General features: G+C 44.7%; 14 protein-coding genes, 1 tRNA gene and 1 riboswitch. Of the genes, 11 read left to right on the top strand and 4 right to left on the bottom strand.

The window, feature by feature from the left end; all coding sequences use genetic code 11:
* Nucleotides 1-198: 198 nt before the first annotated feature.
* Nucleotides 199-1188, bottom strand: a complete 990-nt coding sequence (gene moaA / locus OCV44_RS05020; RefSeq protein WP_029223023.1) for a GTP 3',8-cyclase MoaA — start codon at nt 1186-1188, stop codon at nt 199-201.
* Nucleotides 1177-1329, bottom strand: a riboswitch (molybdenum cofactor riboswitch). It overlaps the preceding gene by 12 nt.
* A 194-nt stretch (nt 1330-1523) precedes the next feature.
* Here moaA and OCV44_RS05015 point away from each other — a divergent pair.
* Nucleotides 1524-2411 (top strand): YvcK family protein, encoded by an 888-nt coding sequence (locus OCV44_RS05015; RefSeq protein WP_139684773.1) that lies wholly within the window; start codon nt 1524-1526, stop codon nt 2409-2411.
* Nucleotides 2412-2514: 103 nt separating this feature from the next.
* On the opposite strand, the gene luxU is transcribed toward OCV44_RS05015, so the two are convergent.
* The 3 genes from luxU to uvrB all read right to left on the bottom strand — a co-directional run bounded on the left by luxU (nt 2515) and on the right by uvrB (nt 6606).
* Nucleotides 2515-2859 carry a quorum-sensing phosphorelay protein LuxU gene (gene luxU / locus OCV44_RS05010; protein ID WP_086049049.1) on the bottom strand — a complete coding sequence of 115 codons (345 nt, stop codon included), beginning with the start codon at nt 2857-2859 and terminating at the stop codon, nt 2515-2517.
* Between the two features lie 24 nt (nt 2860-2883).
* Entirely contained in the window at nt 2884-4272 is a 1389-nt protein-coding gene (gene luxO, locus OCV44_RS05005) for a quorum-sensing sigma-54 dependent transcriptional regulator LuxO (protein WP_086049048.1), read from the bottom strand.
* A gap of 303 nt (nt 4273-4575) precedes the next feature.
* Nucleotides 4576-6606, bottom strand: coding sequence for an excinuclease ABC subunit UvrB (gene uvrB / locus OCV44_RS05000; RefSeq protein ID WP_139684774.1), 2031 nt, complete (start codon nt 6604-6606; stop codon nt 4576-4578).
* Nucleotides 6607-7115: 509 nt separating this feature from the next.
* On the opposite strand from uvrB, the gene OCV44_RS04995 reads away from it, so the two are divergent.
* From OCV44_RS04995 to OCV44_RS04950, 10 genes are all read left to right on the top strand, one after another.
* Nucleotides 7116-7191: transfer RNA gene (locus OCV44_RS04995), tRNA-Asn, on the top strand.
* 509 nt (nt 7192-7700) lie between these two features.
* Nucleotides 7701-8279 (top strand): electron transport complex subunit RsxA, encoded by a 579-nt coding sequence (gene rsxA, locus OCV44_RS04990; RefSeq protein WP_004734039.1) that lies wholly within the window; start codon nt 7701-7703, stop codon nt 8277-8279.
* 2 nt (nt 8280-8281) lie between these two features.
* The gene (gene rsxB / locus OCV44_RS04985; RefSeq protein ID WP_139684775.1) at nt 8282-8875 is read left to right on the top strand and encodes an electron transport complex subunit RsxB; all 594 of its coding nucleotides are present in this window, start codon (nt 8282-8284) and stop codon (nt 8873-8875) included.
* A gap of 7 nt (nt 8876-8882) precedes the next feature.
* Nucleotides 8883-11912: an electron transport complex subunit RsxC gene (gene rsxC / locus OCV44_RS04980; RefSeq protein ID WP_390903456.1), complete on the top strand. Its 3030-nt coding sequence runs from the start codon at nt 8883-8885 to the stop codon at nt 11910-11912.
* Nucleotides 11912-12958 carry an electron transport complex subunit RsxD gene (rsxD, locus tag OCV44_RS04975; protein WP_139686283.1) on the top strand — a complete coding sequence of 349 codons (1047 nt, stop codon included), beginning with the start codon at nt 11912-11914 and terminating at the stop codon, nt 12956-12958. Before rsxC ends, rsxD begins: the two co-directional genes overlap by 1 nt.
* A 13-nt stretch (nt 12959-12971) precedes the next feature.
* Nucleotides 12972-13601 (top strand): electron transport complex subunit RsxG, encoded by a 630-nt coding sequence (gene rsxG, locus OCV44_RS04970; protein ID WP_139686284.1) that lies wholly within the window; start codon nt 12972-12974, stop codon nt 13599-13601.
* Complete coding sequence (locus OCV44_RS04965) at nt 13601-14293, top strand: electron transport complex subunit E (RefSeq protein WP_004734044.1); 693 nt, start codon at nt 13601-13603, stop codon at nt 14291-14293. Before rsxG ends, OCV44_RS04965 begins: the two co-directional genes overlap by 1 nt.
* A gap of 160 nt (nt 14294-14453) precedes the next feature.
* The gene (nth, locus tag OCV44_RS04960; RefSeq protein WP_010437137.1) at nt 14454-15089 is read left to right on the top strand and encodes an endonuclease III; all 636 of its coding nucleotides are present in this window, start codon (nt 14454-14456) and stop codon (nt 15087-15089) included.
* A 231-nt stretch (nt 15090-15320) separates the two neighbouring features.
* Entirely contained in the window at nt 15321-15737 is a 417-nt protein-coding gene (gloA, locus tag OCV44_RS04955; RefSeq protein WP_004734046.1) for a lactoylglutathione lyase, read from the top strand.
* 202 nt (nt 15738-15939) lie between these two features.
* Nucleotides 15940-16374: a DUF2753 domain-containing protein gene (locus tag OCV44_RS04950; RefSeq protein WP_086049044.1), complete on the top strand. Its 435-nt coding sequence runs from the start codon at nt 15940-15942 to the stop codon at nt 16372-16374.
* Nucleotides 16375-16441: the final 67 nt, after the last annotated feature.

Raw genomic sequence — 16441 nt, 5'->3', positions numbered from 1 at the left:
CCCTTCGGGCAGCGTTTGCTGGTCATTTCTACTACGTTATCGGCTTCTCATGTAGGCTAGCTACACATCAAAGCCTCTGCCTTGTATAAATACCCAGCAACTCGCTGCAAAAATCAGCTCGAAAGAGCAACACGCCCTAGACTTATTCACCCAGCTTAAAGAAGCTGAGCGATAAAATGCTTTAGAGTAGTTAGCGGGTTAACCGCCGATTGACGCCAAGTTTGGAGTCATGCCGCTGTTGCCATCATGTAAGAAGTGGCTAACAGACTTGGTTTGAAGCTGAGCCTGAATTCGATCAATGAGCTCTTGCTCTTGTTGATCTTCTTGAATCAGATCTCTCAGTTCAACACCATGGTCGCCAAACAGACATAGGTGAAGTTTACCGGTCGCAGAAACGCGCAGTCGGTTACAACTCTCACAAAAGTCTTTCTCGTAAGGCATGATCAAACCGATTTCACCCTGATAGTCTGGGTGGACAAACACTTGCGCCGGGCCATCATTAACGGCTTTGACTTTTAACAGCCAACCATTAGCAATAAGCTGGTTGCGAATCGCAACGCCAGACACATGATGTTTATCGAACAACTCGTCCATCTCGCCGGTTTTCATCAGCTCGATAAAACGCAATTGAATGGGTTTGTCTTTGATCCAATTAAGGAAGGCTGGTAATTCCTGACTGTTGAGGTCTTTCATTAATACGACGTTGACTTTGACTTGTTCAAAGCCAACCTCAAACGCTTTATCAATGCCCCGCATAACCTCAGTAAACTTATTCTCACCAGTGATCTGATGGAACATTCGCGAATCTAAACTATCCACGCTTACGTTTATATGGGTTAAACCAGCATCACGCCATTGCCCTACTTGTTTCTCCATGCGGTAGCCATTCGTTGTGGTGGCTACTTTTTCGATGCCTGGAGTAGAAGCAACGGTATGTATGATTTCAGGAAAGTCTTTACGCAGGCTCGGCTCTCCGCCAGTAATGCGGATCTTTGAGGTACCACAATCAGCAAACGCTTTTACAACGCGTTTGATCTCGGGAACACTTAAAAAAGACGAGTTTTTTTGCCCTGACGGTTTGTAACCATCCGGCAAGCAGTAAGTACATTTAAAGTTACAGACGTCTGTAACCGACAAGCGCAAGTAATAAAACTTGCGATGGAATCTATCTTCGAATTGTTGCGCCACGGAACACCTTTCCAAACACGGGAGGCATAATCATTTCCAATTAAGCCCTTGTGACAACATGTCACTGGCTCTTGATGCGTATCGGTACAGCAAATACCACTGTGCGACTTAGCATGCGAGAGCTCGGAGTTATGGCAACTGAGCGTTATATTCACACGCACAGTAGCTGAGTAATAAAATACTTAATATTTGTACGTGAATCTAGCTCCGATGGTAAAAAACGGGCCACATCGGCAAAAAAAACGTATCAAACGCTCAAAATAACTCTTGTTGAGTATATAGCGAGAAGCATTTAACCTAAATTATAGCTGGTAATAATCTAACAAGAATAAAAAATGAATATTTACGCTTCAAAGAAAGTCGTAGCAATCGGTGGCGGTCACGGCTTAGGTCGTATGCTTGCTGCACTAAAAGACTTTGGTAACAACGCAACTGGCATTGTTGCAACCACGGATAATGGCGGTTCAACCGGACGAATTCGAGACTGCCAAGGTGGTATCGCTTGGGGAGATACCCGTAACTGTATCAACCAATTAATAACCGAGCCTTCGATCAGTTCGATGATGTTCGAATACCGCTTTCGCGGTCAAGGTGAACTCGATGGTCACAACCTCGGTAACCTGATGCTTACTGCGCTAGACAACCTTTCTGTTCGCCCATTGGAAGCGATCAACCTGATTCGTAACATGCTTAAGGTCGATGTGAATATTGTGCCAATGACGGAACACCCTTCCGATCTCACCGCTTTGTCAATGGACGGTCGTTGGGTAACTGGCGAAACCAACGTTGATGACATGACAGAAAAGCTGCGCATGATGGACTTATCTCCAGAAGTACCTGCGACAAGAGAAGCCGTTGCAGCTGTCGAACAAGCAGACTGCATTGTCCTTGGACCAGGAAGCTTTCTAACCAGTGTAATGCCCCCCCTTCTACTGCCAGAGATTGGTAAAGCGATCGCAGATAATACTAAAGCCAAGGTTATCTTCGTTGAAAACCTGTCGCCAGAGCATGGACCTGCAGGGAAAATGACGCTACAAGAGCAATTGGAGTGGTGTGAACGTACCTGCAAGGCAAGAAAGATCGATGTTGTATTGGGTAACGCTCCGCACCCTGAACTTGAAGGGCTATGGAATTGCGTGACGACTGACCTTGCCTCTCCAAATAGAGATTGGCGACACGACCGCGTAAAACTCCAACAAGCAATTAGGGATCAGTTGGTTTAACTTGGTTTTCTGAATCTATGTACCGAACAAAAACAAAAAAAGGAGCACAATGCTCCTTTTTAGATTAAGTGATGACTGGCTGCTTTAGTGATAACTGATCGCTTTAAAGCTCTGTCATTAACTGCTGGTACTCTTGGTAGGTGGATAACAAAATTTCCTGCATACCTTGAAAGTCGACCTCTGTCACTGGCAGTGCTTGTTTCACTTTTGCATCTAGGTTAATCGCAAAATTGCACAAAGAATCCGCACCAAAGCTCGCAGCACTGCTCTTAAGTGCATGGCTAATATCCGCTAAATACTTAGATGTATCTGACTCTTTATTTAGCTCTAAGTGTTCGTAGTATCCCTTCAATTCACCTAAAAATATTTCCAGTAACACTGGGACATTCTCTTGCCCTATTTCACCGGCAAGCTCATCAACTTTTTGCTGATTTAATATTATCATCATTGCTCTTTTCTTATTATTTGGTGATTACTGCTTCGCATTCCATGTTTGCAATTTACGGTATATCGTCGATGGACTGACATCCAAGAAGCCTGCCGCACGAGGAACGTTACCGTCACACGCTTTAATGGCCTGTTCGATAGCCGTTTTCTCAGTGATCCACAATGGGAAAATATCTTTTACCGTGATGTCTTCGTTCTGCTTCTCTTTTAAACGAAGACTGTTTTCAATGGGTTGGTTCAATGGCGGTGGAAGCATGTTGAGAGTAATCTCTTTACCATTATTCAGTACCACCACATTTCGCAACACATTTTGTAACTGACGAACGTTCCCCGGCCACTCATATTGATTAAAGCGATCGAGTACTTCTTCAGCAAAACGTACGAACGCCTTGCCTTCTTCGACAGACATGTAACCCAGCAATGAATATGCAATCTCGATGACATCCTCTCCACGCTCACGCAATGGCGGCAAGTGCAGTGGAATCACATATAAACGGTAGTATAAATCTTCTCTAAAGCGACCTTCTTGAACTTCTTTCCAAGGGTCTCGGTTGGTTGCACATACGAAACGAACATCCACACTCTTCATCTTAGAAGAGCCGACTTTTTGAAAAGTACCGGTTTGAATGAAACGCAGAAGCTTAGTTTGCAACTCTAAGTCCATTTCACACAATTCATCGAGGAACAGTGTTCCACCGTCTGCAAGCTCAGCAGCACCTTGACGGTCGGTTGCAGCACCAGTAAAGGCACCTTTAACGTGGCCAAACAGCTCACTCTCAATCAGATCTTTAGGAATCGCTGCACAGTTGATCGCGATAAATGGCTTATCTCCACGCTTGCTTGCAGCGTGAATGGCTTCAGCACACACCTCTTTACCGGTACCACTTTCACCCGTGATGAAAATACTGGCCTTACTGGATGCGGCAGAATCGATCGTTCGGTAGACCTGCTGCATGGTTTGGCTGCTACCAATGAAGCCTTGATAGTTTTGATTACCGGGATGTTCAGCGCTGTTTTTGAGTTTTGTCGCTTTGCGGATCGCGTTGTTCACCGTAATACGCAGTCGGTCAGCTTCACACGGTTTGATAAGGAAATCTTGGGAACCATGTCGCATCGCTTCTACAGCGGTATCAATAGAGCCGTGAGCGGTCATGAAGATAACGGGAACTTCAGGATATTTTTGTTTTACAGCAAACAGTACATCCATACCCGTCATATCGGGCAGGCGTAGATCTAATAAAATGAGGTCTGGGATTCGATGGTTCAAACTCTCGATTGCATCGCGGCCAGTGCCGACAATGTTAATGTCAATTTCGAGCGGTGTAAGATACGATCGATATAACGCTGCTACCGACGCGGTATCTTCTACCATTAACAAATACTTCGATTTGTTATCTAACGTTTTTGATTGCATATCCTAGCCATTTATAATTTGCATTTCTTATTATAATCGCATTCCGCTTTGCATTATGCAAATTAACCACACTATTTATACTGTGTTCGTTTGCTTGCTTCAAACAATCAATGCTTTATCTATATGGCACGAACGATGCAGCGGTATCGATGACCTTCGGGTCACCTAGCCAACTGACGTTGTTAGTGGACGGAGTGTTCACAAACGTAAGCCAGTAAAACGTTTCCTACTGGCTGTTTTTTTGTCGTATACACTCTCAATTCTTATGTTTTCAAGAATAATTTTTTTGCGTAACAAGTGCGATTAGCTATTGGTAATGAACTGTTTTCTGAGTTGTTCAATTTCATCGCGCTTCTGTGCCGCCAATTCAAATTCCAAATTCTGAGCATGCTGATACATCGCTGCTTCCAGTTTACTGATCTCTTTATCAAGTAGTTGTGGCGTAAGCACCGCATAACTTTCAGAAGGCTCTGCAACCTTAGATAGAGGAACTTGTTTTGACTGGCGCTGCTGTTTCGACTTGGTCAGGTCACCCAACTCCATAATGTCTTTGATATTACGTTTCAGTGCTTGTGGCGTGATACCTTGCTCTTCGTTGTAGGCCTGCTGTTTCTCTCTACGGCGGTCGGTTTCATCAATCGCTTTTCTCATCGACTTAGTAATTGAGTCTCCATACAAGATCGCTCGACCTTCCAAATTACGAGCTGCACGGCCAATCGTTTGAATAAGAGAACGCTCAGAACGTAAGAAGCCCTCTTTGTCAGCATCAAGAATCGCCACCAGCGATACTTCCGGCATATCCAAACCTTCTCGAAGTAAGTTAATACCCACTAACACGTCAAACTCGCCCAAACGTAGGTCTCTGATAATTTCTACGCGCTCAACAGTATCGATATCTGAGTGCAAGTAACGAACTTTAACGCCATGCTCACTCAGGTATTCGGTTAAGTCTTCTGCCATTCGCTTAGTTAGCGTAGTGACCAGTACACGTTCTTCTTTCACTGAACGTATTCTGATTTCAGACAATAGGTCATCAACCTGAGTCGCGACAGGCCTTACTTCGATAATTGGGTCTAACAAACCAGTAGGACGCACCACTTGATCAGAAATCTCGCCGTCTGATTTTTCTATTTCGTAATTACCCGGCGTGGCCGACACAAAAATAGTCTGAGGAGCGATCGATTCGAACTCTTCAAACTTCATTGGACGGTTATCCAATGCCGAAGGTAGGCGGAAACCAAATTCAACCAAGGTTTCTTTACGAGAGCGATCACCTTTATACATGGCACCAATTTGCGGCACGGTAACGTGTGACTCATCGATAATCAAAAGGCCGTCATTTGGCAGGTAATCAAACAAGGTTGGCGGTGCTTCACCTTCATTACGTCCACTCAAATAGCGAGAGTAGTTTTCAATACCCGAGCAGAAACCCAGCTCCGTCATCATCTCGATATCAAACTGAGTTCTTTGAGAGATACGCTGTTCTTCGAGAAGCTTATTATTATCTTTTAAGTATTGAGCCCTATCGCGCAGCTCATCCTTAATCTTCTCAATCGCCTCAAGGATTTTCTCTCGTGGAGTTACATAGTGAGTTTTTGGATAAACCGTAAAGCGCGGTAAGTCTCTTTGCTTAACCGCACCAGTGAGTGGGTCAAAGATACTAATACAATCGACTTCGTCATCGAACATCTCAATCCTAACCGCGTCTTGATCAGATTCAGCCGGGAAAATATCAATCACTTCACCGCGCACGCGGAATTGACCTCGTTCAAATGCGACGTCGTTTCTTGAATATTGCAGCTCCGCCAAACGGCGCAAAATATCACGCTGATCCATAACCTCACCACGACTCAAGTGAAGCATCATTTTCAAATACGACTTAGGATCACCAAGACCATAGATAGCCGATACAGAAGCCACAATGATGGCGTCTTTTCTTTCTAATAAGGCCTTGGTCGCCGAAAGTCTCATTTGCTCAATATGAGCATTCACCGACGCATCTTTCTCAATGAACGTATCCGTGGTTGGCACATACGCTTCAGGCTGGTAGTAATCGTAGTAAGAAACGAAGTACTCAACGGCATTATTTGGAAAAAATGACTTCATCTCGCCATAAAGTTGAGCTGCTAGTGTCTTATTAGGCGCTAACAATATTGCAGGTCTTTGAGATTGAGAAATGACGTTGGCAAGGGTAAATGTTTTACCAGAGCCCGTTACCCCTAATAGAGTTTGATGTGCCAAACCAGAATCTAGTCCATCTAGTAATTTGGTTATCGCCGTCGGCTGGTCACCGGACGGACTGTAGTCCGATACCAAGTCAAAGAGTTTACTCATAGGTCGCCATTTCCATACTGTTTATTTAATCAGGTCATTGTCACTCTAGGAGGAGTGTCGTTGCAACTATTATCTAGAGAAATGCATCTTAAGATTAGATATCAGTTATAGCTTTTATTTTTGGAACTTGGTATTATCCGTGCCCCTGCAAGATCTCTTCAGCTAAATTACTCGATTTTTAATCCACTACTTTTCCCCAGAAAATCTAAAAATAGCACTTGTTTTACTGTTTATTTTATAATCTTAAAAAGTTATACAATCGTGATATTTCGATATTAGCCTTTTAAATACATCACGTTACTGCAGATTTTCACATTTTCAGATTTATCCCAATGATTGTTGTTAAAGTTTCACGCACACACTTATCCACAATTTTGGTGGATAACTAAAGCAAAGCTAAATCTGATAAGGCGTTCAAGAAAGTAAAGTTTTTTATCTTATTTTTTTCTGTTATTTTTTATTGACAGAAAATAGGAGTCTTATTAGAATTCGCGTCGCTAACAAGCAATTCCCCTTTAGTTCAGTTGGTAGAACGGCGGACTGTTAATCCGTATGTCGCAAGTTCAAGTCTTGCAAGGGGAGCCAAATTCAGAAAAAAGCTCAATCGAAAGATTGGGCTTTTTTCGTATATAACTGCGACTAACTTGTTCCAAGTTAATGTCACAAACCTAGCCGCCCGCGTTCAAGTCTCGACAAGGGGCCAAATTTAAAGAAGCCGCATCACTCGATGCGGCTTTTTGCGTTTTAACGTACTCACTTTCCTAAAAACCCTCTAAGCAACCGAGCAACAGCCTTAAGTGAGCAATAATCAATTGACTCAAAAGATTGCTACTTACTTCAACCAATTTCTACCTTTTGGCCGAAGACAAAAGTGAAATCAGTGAGTACTCAAATGATCAGACAAAGATCATTGTGATAGACCACCGCACGCTCACACCATCAAAATCTATGTCTATACTTACTGCAGCTTTGGTAATCAATCGATTACCTGATGTTTTTTTCACCAAGTGTCTAAATCCCTAGTGATCCTTGGTTGTTATTAGGTGAGCAAAACAGGATAATATCGGGATCGGAATCTCAAGAATTAATCCATTATGACCGAATACCTTTTGTTGTTGGTTGGCACAGTGCTAGTCAATAACTTTGTGCTAGTGAAGTTTTTAGGGCTATGTCCATTTATGGGCGTCTCCAAGAAGTTGGAGACTGCGATTGGCATGGGCCTCGCGACGACTTTCGTTCTGACGTTAGCGTCGGTATCTGCATACCTAGTAGAAACCTACATCCTTACCCCTCTGGGTATTGAATACCTGCGTACCATGAGCTTTATCTTGGTTATCGCGGTAGTTGTTCAATTTACGGAAATGGTCGTTCACAAAACCAGCCCTACCCTTTATCGCCTATTGGGTATCTTTCTGCCTCTTATCACCACCAACTGTGCAGTATTAGGTGTGGCACTTCTGAACATCAATGAGAACCACAACTTCATTCAGTCGATCATCTATGGTTTCGGCGCGGCTGTTGGTTTCTCTCTTGTATTAATCCTATTTGCTGCGATGCGTGAACGTATTGCGGTTGCTGATGTTCCAATGCCCTTCAAAGGCGCATCAATTGCGATGATCACAGCAGGCCTAATGTCTCTGGCATTTATGGGCTTTACTGGGTTGGTGAAATAAGCATGAGCACCATCTTAATTGCAATCATTGCACTCGCCGTTTTAGCCGCTGTTTTTGGCGCTATTTTAGGTTTTGCATCTATCCGCTTTAAAGTAGAAGCGGATCCGATCGTCGATCAAATCGACACCATTTTACCGCAAACTCAATGTGGCCAGTGTGGCTACCCCGGTTGCCGCCCATACGCAGAGGCGATCGCTAACGGAGACAAAATCAACAAGTGCCCTCCCGGTGGTCAAGCAACCATTGAGAAGCTCGCCGATCTAATGGGCATTGAAGTTGAAGACTCCGCTCACGACTTAGATAACAAAGTAAAAACTGTTGCCTTCATTCATGAAGATATGTGTATCGGCTGTACCAAGTGTATTCAAGCCTGCCCTGTTGACGCCATTGTTGGTGGAACCAAGGCACTGCACACCGTCATCAAAGATGAATGTACAGGCTGTGACCTATGTGTTGCACCTTGCCCAACAGACTGTATCGAAATGATTCCAGTGGCAACAACGACTGAAAATTGGAAATGGCAGATGAACATCATCCCTGTTACTGATATCACTAACCAAGCAACTGATGCGACCGCGTCAGAGCCTAAGGCATAGGGTTAGTATGATCTCTTTAATTGAACAAATTCGCACGGGCTCTATTTGGAACTTCCCGGGCGGCGTACACCCTGCTGAAAACAAGAAACAGTCGAATGCTACTGATATCGTTCATGCAAGGCTTCCAGAAGAAATCGTTCTTCCTGTAAAACAGCACATCGGTAAACCGGGTAACTTATTGGTTGCTGCTGGCGACACTGTGTTAAAAGGTCAGCAGCTTACTGCCCTAGACACAGGTTTTACTTTGCCAGTACACGCCCCAACATCGGGTGTGATTACCGCTATCGAACCAAGAACCACCGCCCACCCATCAGGTTTGAGCGAACTAAGCGTGGTTATTAAGCCCGATGGCTTAGACACTTGGATTGAAAAACACCCTGTTGCAGACTTTTCTAAAAAAACCTCTGACGAACTGCTGGATGTGATTCGCCAAGCCGGTATTTCAGGCATGGGTGGCGCAGGCTTCCCTACGGCTAAGAAGCTTCAATCAGGTTTAGGTCGTACCGACATTTTGATCGTCAACGCTGCGGAATGTGAACCTTACATCACCTCTGATGACAAGTTACTTCAAGAGCATGCCGAAGAAGTATTAAAAGGCATCGAAGTGGTTGAACACATTCTTCAACCAAAGTTGACGGTTATCGGTATTGAAGACAACAAACCCGACGCGATAAAAGCTCTTGAGATAGCAGCAAAAGACAAAGATATCGTCATTCGTGTTATCCCAACCAAATACCCTTCTGGTGGTGAAAAACAGCTCATCAAGATCCTCACCAATAAAGAGGTCCCGGCTGGCGGTATTCCTGCAGATATTGGTGTTTTGGTTCAAAACGTCGGCTCTCTCTACTCGATTAAGAGAGCAGTAATCGACGGTGAACCTGTGGTTAACCGCGTCGTGACTTTAACCGGTAAAACTTTTAAGCAGCCTCGTAATGTATGGGCGCTACTCGGCACACCTGTACATGAGTTGCTTGACGAATTTGGCTACAAAGCAGATAAAAAACTGCCGCGTTTGATTTTGGGCGGCCCGATGATGGGCTTTACCTTGCCGCATGCCAATGTGCCAATCACTAAAACGTCGAACTGTATTTTAGCGCCAACGCGTCGTGAGATTGCACCAAGCACTTACGAAATGGAATGTATTCGTTGCAGCGCGTGTGCCGAAGCTTGCCCTGCGTCATTGCTCCCTCAACAACTGCAATGGCATGCGAAAGCCAACGAGTTGGATAAGTGTGAAGAGCTGAATATTAAAGACTGTATTGAATGTGGAGCTTGTGCGTTTGTCTGCCCAAGTGAAATTCCTCTTGTTCAGTACTATCGCCAAGCGAAAGCCGAAATCAAAACAAGAAAAGACGAAGCGATAGCTGCAGAGCGCGCCAAGATTCGTTTCGAAGAGAAAAACGCTCGTATGGAGCGCGACAAAGCAGAACGTGAAAACCGCTTCAAGAAAGCTGCTGACAACCGTCGTAAAGATATGAAGTCTGCGGATGGTGATGATGCAATAGCAGCTGCTATTGCTCGCGTTAAAGCGCAAAAAGCAGCGGCAGACCAAACACCTAATGCGGAACCGGCAGTGAAACCTGCGGTAGCTGCTGCGATTGCCAAAGCAAAAGCAAAACAAGCTGCAGCTCAAAAAGCGGATGGCGCTGAACCAGACAATTCAGAAATGTCTAAACTGCGTGAAGAACGTAAGCGTCAAGCTCGAGAGCGCAAGGCGCAACAAGCAGCAACTGATATTCCTGCAGAAAGCTCTGGTGATGCTAAGAAAGACGCAGTCGCTGCGGCCATTGCTCGCGCTAAAGCCAAGAAAGCACAGCAAACAGAATCAGCTTCTGAAGCTCCGACTGAAAAATCTGGTGATGCTAAGAAAGACGCGGTCGCTGCGGCCATTGCTCGCGCTAAAGCCAAGAAAGCACAGCAAACAGAATCAGCTTCTGAAGCTCCGGTTGAAAAATCAGGTGACGCTAAGAAAGATGCTGTCGCTGCAGCTATAGCTCGCGCTAAAGCCAAGAAAGCACAGCAAACAGAATCTGCTTCTGAAGATCCAGCTTCAAGCTCAGGTGACGCTAAGAAAGACGCAGTCGCTGCGGCTATCGCTCGTGCTAAAGCCAAGAAAGCACAGCAAACAGAATCTGCTTCTGAAGATCCAGCTTCAAGCTCAGGCAATACTAAGAAAGACGCTGTCGCTGCGGCTATTGCTCGTGCTAAAGCCAAGAAAGCACAGCAAACAGAATCTGCTTCTGAAGATCCAGCTTCAAGCTCAGGCAATACTAAGAAAGACGCTGTCGCTGCGGCTATTGCTCGTGCTAAAGCCAAGAAAGCACAACAAGCGGAGTCAGCTTCTAAAGCTCCAGCTGCAAGCTCAGGTGATGCTAAGAAAGACGCCGTCGCTGCAGCTATTGCTCGCGCTAAGGCGAAGAAAGCACAGCAAGCGAAACAGGCTGAGACAGTAGAAATTCCAGAGCCAGTGATTGAAGTTGAAGCTGAAACTCAACAAGAGTCCGTCGCTCCTAAGAAAGCTGCAGTTGCTGCCGCTATTACTCGCGCTAAAGCCAAAAAAGCACAGCAAGCTAAACAGGCTGAGACAACAGAAACGCCTGAGCCAGTGATTGAAGTTGAAGCTGAAAATCAACAAGAGTCAGTCGATCCTAAGAAAGCTGCAGTTGCTGCCGCTATTGCTCGTGCTAAAGCCAAGAAAGCACAGCAAGCTAAACAGGCTGAGACAACAGAAACGCCTGAACCAGCGATTGAAGCTGAAACTCAAAAAGAGTCAGTCGATCCTAAAAAAGCAGCCGTTGCTGCGGCAATCGCTCTCGCTAAAGCCAAAAAGGCACAACAAGCGAAGCAGGAAGAGTCAGTAGAAACGCCTGAATCTGTGGTTGAACCTTTAGTTGAAAACGATATTGCGGCTGAATCTGAGGCTCAATCAGAACCCGTCGATCCTAAGAAAGCAGCGGTTGCTGCCGCAATTGTTCGTGCTAAAGCAAGAAAGGCGCAGCAAGAGCAAGACAAAAAGAATAATGAGGAGAAAGAGTAGTGGCCTTCTTTATCGCCAGCTCACCGCACGCGCACAATCGTAGAAGTACCCCAGATCTCATGAAATGGGTCGCTATTTGTGCATTGCCAGGTCTACTAGCTCAAACCTACTTCTTTGGATGGGGTACACTCATCCAGTTAGTATTTGCTATTGCACTTGCTGTTACCTTTGAAGCCGCTGTAATGCTGTTAAGAAAGCGTCCGCCAGTGATGGCATTGCGTGATTACAGCGCCGTTGTTACTGCTTGGCTGTTAAGTGTCGCGATTCCTCCACATTCTCCATGGTGGATTCTCGTCATAGGTATGTTCTTCGCAATTGTCGTTGCGAAACATCTATACGGCGGCCTTGGGCAAAACCCATTTAACCCTGCGATGGTGGCTTACGTTGTTTTGCTGATCTCATTCCCAGTTCAGATGACCAGCTGGAATGCGCCTACTAGTTTAACGGCTGAAGCAACGAGCTTTGTTGACTCCTTCTTGATGATCTTTACAAGCTTCAATAGTGAAGGGTTGTCTCTACAGCAAGCTCGCTTAGGTATTGATGGCACTACGATGGCAACGCCACTTGATGCATTCAAAACCGCATTAACGGCGGGAAATACAGCTTCAGAAGCACTGTCTCAACCTCAATTTAGCTGGTTAGCTGGTGTAGGCTGGGAATGGGTAAACCTTGCTTACCTTGTTGGTGGCCTAGTGTTAATCAAACAACGCGTGATTCAATGGCATATCCCAGTAGCATTTCTGGCCAGTTTGACCCTATTTAGCCTAGTGTTCTTGATGTTCACTCCCGGTGAAACCGCTTCACCAACCATTCATCTATTGTCTGGTGCGACTATGCTCGGCGCATTTTTCATTGCGACCGACCCCGTTTCAGCATCAACGACAGTAAAAGGTCGCTTAGTGTTTGGAGCTCTGATCGGCGGTTTGGTATTTATCATCCGCAGTTGGGGTGGTTTCCCTGATGGCGTGGCGTTTGCTGTATTGTTAGCCAACATGTGTGTTCCACTGATTGACTACTACACCAAACCTCGTACATACGGCCACTAAGGAAGCGGATACCATGCTAAATGCAATTAAGAAAAACGGCCTTGTACTCGCGATTTTTGCGTGTGCTTCTACAGGTTTGGTCGCGGTAACTCACTACCTGACCAAAGACCAGATCAAGCAGCAAGAACAGGCTCAGTTACTGTCAGTTCTTAACCAAGTGATCCCACACGATCTGCACGATAATGAACTGTTTTCATCTTGCACTCTCGTTCAAACAGAAGAACTTGGTACTGAGCAAGCGATGCCTGCCTACGTTGCTAAACTCAATGGTGAGCCAAGTGCGATTGCGATCGAGGCGATAGCCCCAGACGGCTATAACGGTGCGATTAAAGTGATTGTTGGGATGAAAATTGACGGTACTATTTTAGGTACTCGCGTGCTTTCTCACCAAGAAACGCCAGGATTGGGTGATAAAATTGATCTTCGTGTGAGTGATTGGATTCTTTCATTTTCAGGTAAGCAAGTAACGGATTCTAATCTTGACCGTTGGAAGGTTCGTAAAGATGGTGGTGACTTTGACCAGTTCACTGGCGCAACCATTACGCCAAGAGCTGTCGTTAAGTCAGTGAAACAAGCGGTGCAATACGTTAATCAAAACAACCAAGCATTGCTTGCTCAACCTCAAAATTGTGGTGGTGAATAATGAGTGACCATAAAACACTAATTAAAAATGGCATGTGGGCCAACAACCCTGCCCTAGTGCAACTCCTTGGCTTATGTCCGCTGTTGGCTGTCTCTTCGACTGTGACTAACGCTCTTGGATTAGGTATCGCTACCTTGCTTGTATTAGTCGGTTCGAACGTATCTGTATCTTTGGTTCGAAACCATGTGCCAAAAGAAGTGCGTATTCCAGTGTTCGTGATGATCATTGCTTCATTAGTAACCTGTGTTCAACTTCTGATGAATGCCTACGCTTACGGGCTTTACCTATCTTTGGGTATCTTTATCCCATTGATCGTAACCAACTGTATCATCATCGGTCGTGCCGAAGCCTTCGCGTCTAAAAACGAAGTACTGCCTGCTGCTCAAGATGGCTTTTGGATGGGTCTTGGCATGACATCGGTACTGGTTGTGTTAGGTGCGATGCGTGAGGTTATTGGTAACGGAACCCTGTTTGATGGCGCAGACCTGCTCCTTGGTGATTGGGCTTCGGTGTTGAGAATCCAGATTTTCCAATTTGATAACAGTTTCTTGCTAGCCCTGCTACCTCCAGGTGCCTTTATTGGTGTTGGTTTCTTGATTGCTTTGAAAAACATCATCGACAACCAAGCTAAAGCTAGACAGCCCAAACAAGAAAAACCAGCCATTGAACGCGCTCGCGTTACCAATGCCTGATCAGTTACAGTTGCCCAACCCTGCTGAGTAGCTCAACCGCTCAGTAGGTAAATAGATTGACCAAATACACATAATAATGACGCTCATAAGAGCGCGTAACCGATGATAAAGCAGAAGCAATCCAAGCTTCATGCCCTAACTATTTGAAAGTAATGTCGCTATGAACAATGTAAAACGAGTAGAAATACTTGAGCGTTTAAGAGAAAACAATCCAAAGCCAGAGACTGAGCTTAACTGGAACAGCCCGTTCGAGTTGCTGATCGCTGTGCTATTATCTGCACAAGCAACCGATGTCAGCGTGAACAAAGCGACGGATAAGCTTTATCCTGTGGCTAATACTCCACAGGCGATTTTCGACCTAGGTGTTGATGGTTTAAAAGAGTACATCAAGACCATCGGCCTATTTAATTCGAAAGCAGAAAACACCATCAAAACGTGTCGTATGCTGCTTGACCTACATAATGGTGAAGTACCGGAAGATCGCGCTGCATTAGAAGCCCTTCCAGGTGTCGGTCGTAAAACAGCAAACGTAGTGTTAAATACCGCATTCGGTTGGCCAACCATTGCCGTTGATACTCACATCTATCGTGTATCAAACCGCACTAAGCTAGCGATGGGTAAAACCGTCGACGATGTCGAAGCAAAACTACTTAAAGTTATCCCAAAAGAATTCAAACTGGATGTCCACCATTGGCTCATTCTTCATGGACGTTACACCTGCGTTGCGCGTAAACCACGCTGTGGCAGCTGTATCATTGAAGACCTGTGTGAGTTCAAGGAAAAAACAGACGTCTAAGCTTATAAGCTGTTAGCGAAAAGCTAAAAAGCTAAGAAGCTAAGAAGCTAAGAAGCTAAGAAGCTAAGAAGCTAAGAAGCTAAGAAGCTAAGAAGCTAAGAAGCTAAGAAGCTAAGAAGCTAAGAAGCTAAGAAGCTAAGAAGCTAAGAAGCTAAACAGTGCCGCATTTTTCTAGCGGCATAAAACAGAATTACAAAAAAACGTATACATAATTAAAGCTAGGAGCAAATCATGTCAAACGGCCGTATTTTACACACCATGCTACGCGTTGGTGATCTAGATAAGTCTATCGAATTCTACACAAACGTAATGGGCATGCAGCTATTGCGTAAAAACGAAAACAAAGAGTACGAATACACGCTGGCTTTCGTTGGCTTTGGTGACGAATCTCAAGGCGCTGTGATTGAGCTGACTTACAACTGGGGTACGACTGAATATGACCTTGGCTCAGCTTTTGGTCACGTTGCTATCGGTGTTGATGATATCTACACAACGTGTGATGCAATTAAAGCGGCAGGCGGTAACGTAACACGTGAGGCTGGCCCTGTTAAAGGCGGTTCAACTCATATCGCATTCGTAAAAGACCCTGATGGCTACATGATTGAGCTAATTCAGAACAAACAAGCAAGCGCAGGTCTAGAGGGTTAATCCTTCGCTAGACTCTGCAATATTCTGGCTTTAAAGCCCAGTATAAATAAACATAATAAGCGAGCATAAAGCTCGCTTTTTTTATAGCTCTATTAATAATTGATATTCTTTACTAATTATTACAACATTCTCACTGATGAAACTTTACATGATAATAATTATCATTTAAATTAAGTCCCCTATTGATTAGTGAGGTAACACAATGATTAGCGAATGGGAAAAACACACGTTACTTGCCGATACGGCATTGCAGCTCGACGATCCTGTACAAAGTATTCTTCACTATCAGCAAGCATTGAGTTTAAGCGAAAAAATTACTGAACGTACCGATATCCAAGCGGACGAGCGCTTACTTATCTCTGTGATTTCTTGCCACAACCTCGCTCAGTTTTGGCGATGGGCCGGCGATACTGAATATGAACTCAAATATCTCCAATTGGCTTCAGAAAAAGTACTGACACTGATCCCTCAATGCCCCAATTCGCAATGTTCAAGCTTCATTGACTCTATTGGTTGCTGTAAGAAAGCCCTTATCGATTTCATGAAACGACACCCCAATCCTAAAATTGCCTCTATGGTGGAAAAAATCGATACCGCGACCAACTGTGAAATGATTGCTCGCTTCCGCTTGAACTAAACGAGTTACGTAAACACAACGGCACCAAATTTCAAATATAAAAAAGCCCGTCATCAGTGAAGACGGG

This window comes from Vibrio tasmaniensis, from assembly GCF_024347635.1.
GTDB lineage: Bacteria > Pseudomonadota > Gammaproteobacteria > Enterobacterales > Vibrionaceae > Vibrio > Vibrio tasmaniensis.
Note: the sequence above shows the minus strand (reverse complement) of the source record. Positions and strands in the feature narration are given on the sequence as shown.

Bases quoted from the DNA above. Each gene is read 5' to 3' on its own strand.
- uvrB (WP_139684774.1), bottom strand. From the start codon at position 6,606: ATGAGTAAACTCTTTGACTTGGTATCGGACTACAGTCCGTCCGGTGAC.
- rsxB (WP_139684775.1), top strand. From the start codon at position 8,282: ATGAGCACCATCTTAATTGCAATCATTGCACTCGCCGTTTTAGCCGCT.
- nth (WP_010437137.1), top strand. From the start codon at position 14,454: ATGAACAATGTAAAACGAGTAGAAATACTTGAGCGTTTAAGAGAAAAC.
- luxU (WP_086049049.1), bottom strand. From the start codon at position 2,859: ATGATGATAATATTAAATCAGCAAAAAGTTGATGAGCTTGCCGGTGAA.
- rsxG (WP_139686284.1), top strand. From the start codon at position 12,972: ATGCTAAATGCAATTAAGAAAAACGGCCTTGTACTCGCGATTTTTGCG.
- gloA (WP_004734046.1), top strand. From the start codon at position 15,321: ATGTCAAACGGCCGTATTTTACACACCATGCTACGCGTTGGTGATCTA.
- OCV44_RS05015 (WP_139684773.1), top strand. From the start codon at position 1,524: ATGAATATTTACGCTTCAAAGAAAGTCGTAGCAATCGGTGGCGGTCAC.
- luxO (WP_086049048.1), bottom strand. From the start codon at position 4,272: ATGCAATCAAAAACGTTAGATAACAAATCGAAGTATTTGTTAATGGTA.
- rsxA (WP_004734039.1), top strand. From the start codon at position 7,701: ATGACCGAATACCTTTTGTTGTTGGTTGGCACAGTGCTAGTCAATAAC.
- rsxC (WP_390903456.1), top strand. From the start codon at position 8,883: ATGATCTCTTTAATTGAACAAATTCGCACGGGCTCTATTTGGAACTTC.
- OCV44_RS04950 (WP_086049044.1), top strand. From the start codon at position 15,940: ATGATTAGCGAATGGGAAAAACACACGTTACTTGCCGATACGGCATTG.
- OCV44_RS04965 (WP_004734044.1), top strand. From the start codon at position 13,601: ATGAGTGACCATAAAACACTAATTAAAAATGGCATGTGGGCCAACAAC.